Below are 3,789 nucleotides of genomic sequence, written 5' to 3' on the forward strand. Positions count from 1 at the left end.
GCCGCCCGCTTTGCCGATCACGTCCGAATAGCGCGCCAGCGTACCGGGGAGGTCGCCCAGTTCCGAGCGGATACGTACCAAGCGCCCATCGCGCACGAGGCCGCGCATCAGGATCGACGACAGCAGGCGCGCGTCGATATTGCCGCCGCAGAGCAGGGTTCCGACGTTTTTGCCGACGAAATGGTGCGGCTCGGCAAGCAGCGCCGCAACCCCCGCCGCGCCCGCGCCTTCGGCAATCAGATTTTGGGTTTCGGCGATGATTTGAACCGCCTGTTCGATCCGCTCTTCATCGACGGTGACGATTTCATCGACCAAATCGCTAATCACGGCGCGGGTCAGTTGCCCCGGCGTTTTTAACCGCGATGCCTTCTGCCAGGGTCATGCCGCCCAGGGGCGGCGGTTCGTGGGCAAGGGCGCGGCGCATGGCGTCGAACCCTTCGACCTGAACCCCGATGAGGCGGCAGTTGGGGTTCAAATGTTTGGCGGCGCAGGCGATTCCCGCCAGCAATCCACCGCCGCCGATGGGGACGACGAATGTATCGAGATCGGGCCGGTCGGTGAGCATTTCGAGCCCGATGGTGCCTTGCCCGGCCATCACGCCGAGATCGTCATAGGGATGCACCAGCGTCAGCCCGCGCTCCTTGGCGAGCCGATGGGCGGCGGCCTCCGATTCCGAAAAATCGGCCCCAATGAGAACGATATTCGCCCCGTAGCGCGCGGTTTTGGCCACTTTCACGAAGGGCGTATGGGCGGGCATGCAGATGGTCACAGGAATGCCGAGGCGCTGCCCGTGGTAGGCCAAACCTTGCGCATGGTTCCCGGCGGAGGCGGCAATCACCCCAACCGCGCGCTCGGCTTCGGTCAGCAGATGCAAACGGTTGAGCGCGCCGCGCTCCTTAAAGCTGCCGGTGCGTTGCAGCGTTTCGAGCTTAAGGGCGATCTTCAGCCCGAGCTTGGCCGAAAGCGCCAAAGCATCCACGGTGGGCGTATGCAGCACGGCCCCGCGCAACCGCTCGGCGGCCGCAGAAATCGCGTCGAAGGAAAGGGGCATGGAGAAACTCGTAACGATTAGGGCGGGGTGAGGGTCAGCAGCGCGGCCCCGTTGCGGGCCAACACGGCGGGGGTTCCCGCGATGGGCCGTAGTTTGCCGTCCCGCGCCCGCTCCAGGAAAGAAGAATAATAGGGCGAGAAGACATGGCCCGATTGCCCGGTCGAAATCATAAAGCCCGACCGCTCCAAATCGGCAAGATCATAGACCGCCCGAAACCCCGCGCCATGAACGCCGGTAAAGCTGCCGTCGCGCGAGGCCATGCGCAACAGTGTGTCATTCCCGCCGTCCGAGGGCATCGCGCGCCCGAAGAGGCGGGAGAGCAGCGGAATCCGCCCGAAAACCGGATGATCGTGCCGGGCGAGGTGGACCGCCCCCCAGGTCTCGCCGCTGCCGGTGGCCCGCCCCGCTTGGCGCAGGGCAAGGGTGACTTGATCGCGGCAGGTTTCGACGGGCGTTGTGCGGGCGTCGTCGCAGAGGGGCGAGTCGGTCTTCACCAACCCCAGAACGACGCTCGACCGGGGGCGCCAGGGGCGGCGGCTGCTATCGTCCGAGCTTAGCAGCGCGAGATCGTCGGCGAGCAGCGCCTCGGTTAGGTTTTGCGCGAAGCGGGCGAAGAGCAGCGGCGCGCGCGCACTGCCGCGCATATGCTTATCCCAACCTCTCAGATCTTGGAGGGCCTGCACCGCGTCATTATCTGCAGGCTCCCAATCGTCCAAGGATTTCACCAGATCGACCGCGAAGAGGGAGAGCGTGTCCATTTGGAGCGCCGCTTCATCCTCGATACGCCGCTGCTGCGCGGTGTCTAAGCGTTCGGCCAAACGGTCGCCGCGAAAGGAATCCTCCCAGTTCAGGGCGACCATCACCGGATAATCGGGGGCGACGATGGCGTTATTGGCATTGGCGACATAGGCCTGCTTCGGGTCGCGCCATTGGGGTAAAATGGCTGTCGGGGCAAAACCGGCCCACTCCCCTTCACGCAGCCAACCGGAGGAGGGCAACCAGCCGTCATGATCGCGCCGCAGCGGAATTTTCGCCGCCGAGAGCATGCCGATGGTGCCGCTTTCGCTGGCCATGATAAAATTCTGCATGGGGGCGGAAAGCTGGCTGAGAGCCGCCGTAAAGCCCCCCCAATCCGTAGCGGCGTTGAGCCCCATCAGCGCGTCCGCCGAGCGGTCCCCCGGCAGTAGGAAGGTCGCTTTTAGCGCAATCAGATGCCGGTCTTTGGCAACCCCTGGGGCAAGGCCCGGCAGATCGGAGAGAACGGGCCCGTTGCGGCTGCGGCGCACTGTGATCGTTTCATCCGATCCCCAGCGCACGCGGATGGTTTCCGTCTGGCTTTCCAGCGGCTCGGGCGGATCGAGCGGGCGATCAACCGTATCCTGGCTGCCCTCGGTCAGGCGTTCGATCACCAAATCTTGCGTATCGGCCCCGGTTGTGGTCATGCCCCAGGCGATATGACCGTTATGGCCCAGAATCAGAAACGGCCCCCCCCGGCGCGGTCGCCCCAACGCGCACGCCGTCGCCCGTGACGATTCGCGCCAGATACCAAAGCGACGGCATAGTCAGGCTCAGGTGCGGATCGGACGCCAGCAGCGGCTTGCCGCTTTCGGTCCGGCTGCCGCCGAGCGCCCAGGCGTTCGAGGCGCTGCGCGGTTCGGCAATCGGCGGCAGGGAGGCCAAAGCGCGGCCCATCGCCGTATCGAGACCGCGCCAGAAGTCGGCGCTGCCGTCTGCAAGCTTCCTGGGTGGTGCGACGCGCCCGAACAGAAGATCGACCGTTTCGGGCGGCATGCCGGCCCCGAGCATGCGCGTACGCAACGCTTCGTCGCGCCAATTGCCCGATAAGGCCATGCCCATCAGCTTGCCCCACAGCAGGCTATCGGTGGGCGTCCAGGGCTCCGGGGTGGGAAAGAGCAGATATTCCGGCGGCAGCGCGCCGCTGCGCTGATAGAGATAGGAATTGACGCCCTCGGCGTAGGCGATAAGCGCCGCGCGCGTATCGACGGACAGATTGAGGAAATCCCGCGTCGCCAGCGTCCGTAATCCGAGCGTGCGCATGAAGCGGTCGTTCTCAGTTCCCAAAGCGCCGATCGCCTCCGCCAACCGCCCGGAGGCGAGGCGGCGCATCAAATCCATCTGAAACAATCGGTCCTGTGCGTGGACAAACCCGAGCGCTCGATACCCATCGGCGGCGGTACGGGCGAAGATATGCGGCACCCCGTCGTCGTCGCGGTAAATGCCAACCTCGTGCTGAAGCCCGGCGACGGCCACCCGTCCGGTCAAATCCGGCAGGCCGGTGCGTAAATAGACCCCAAGGCCGAGAGTGCTCAGAATAAGCAAAAGCAGCGCAAGGCCGAGGGCGCGTAACCAGCGCCGCCGCCGAACGCGCGGTAAGTTTCGACCAGACCCCGGGCGCGCCATCTTTCACTCTCCCGCTTTACCGATTCCCCTATAGCAGAAATGGCGGGGAACTTCGCCTGAATCGAGGGCGGAAACCCTATGTTTCCCGCCGAAGGAGGCGTGCCCGCCGCCATAATCATCGGGAGAAATCCAAAGCGCTTGATAGAAAAAATATAGAATTCGTTAACCATTGAACTGCGATTTTCTCAGCGAAGAACATCAGTTTTGCTCAAAAACATTCCCATGCATATGTAAGCCATTCTTAAGATAAATGGATTATAGAGAGTCGGAGTATGTGGGCGGAGTACGGAAAATGAGAATTATTCGCAATTTGACCT

Annotated in this window: 4 protein-coding genes; all 4 read right to left on the minus strand. The window is 63.7% G+C overall.

Features of this window, described 5'->3' with window-relative positions; translation table 11 throughout:
• A partial coding sequence (locus VZ95_RS22270; protein WP_156995350.1) for a pyridoxal-phosphate dependent enzyme occupies positions 1-327 on the minus strand: 327 nt, incomplete at its 3' end.
• Complete coding sequence (locus tag VZ95_RS16295; RefSeq protein ID WP_052711857.1) at positions 320-1,051, minus strand: pyridoxal-phosphate dependent enzyme; 732 nt, start codon at positions 1,049-1,051, stop codon at positions 320-322. The genes VZ95_RS22270 and VZ95_RS16295, both read right to left, overlap by 8 nt.
• A gap of 17 nt (positions 1,052-1,068) precedes the next feature.
• Complete coding sequence (locus VZ95_RS22275; protein WP_052711858.1) at positions 1,069-2,559, minus strand: penicillin acylase family protein; 1,491 nt, start codon at positions 2,557-2,559, stop codon at positions 1,069-1,071.
• Positions 2,513-3,472, minus strand: a complete 960-nt coding sequence (locus VZ95_RS22280) for a penicillin acylase family protein (RefSeq protein ID WP_052711859.1) — start codon at positions 3,470-3,472, stop codon at positions 2,513-2,515. Before VZ95_RS22280 ends, VZ95_RS22275 begins: the two co-directional genes overlap by 47 nt.
• Positions 3,473-3,789 lie beyond the last annotated feature (317 nt).

Origin of the sequence: Elstera litoralis, assembly GCF_000963705.1 — a bacterium.
GTDB classification, from domain to species: domain Bacteria; phylum Pseudomonadota; class Alphaproteobacteria; order Elsterales; family Elsteraceae; genus Elstera; species Elstera litoralis.

Bases quoted from the DNA above. Each gene is read 5' to 3' on its own strand.
- VZ95_RS16295 (WP_052711857.1), bottom strand. From the start codon at position 1,051: ATGCCCCTTTCCTTCGACGCGATTTCTGCGGCCGCCGAGCGGTTGCGC.
- VZ95_RS22280 (WP_052711859.1), bottom strand. From the start codon at position 3,472: ATGGCGCGCCCGGGGTCTGGTCGAAACTTACCGCGCGTTCGGCGGCGG.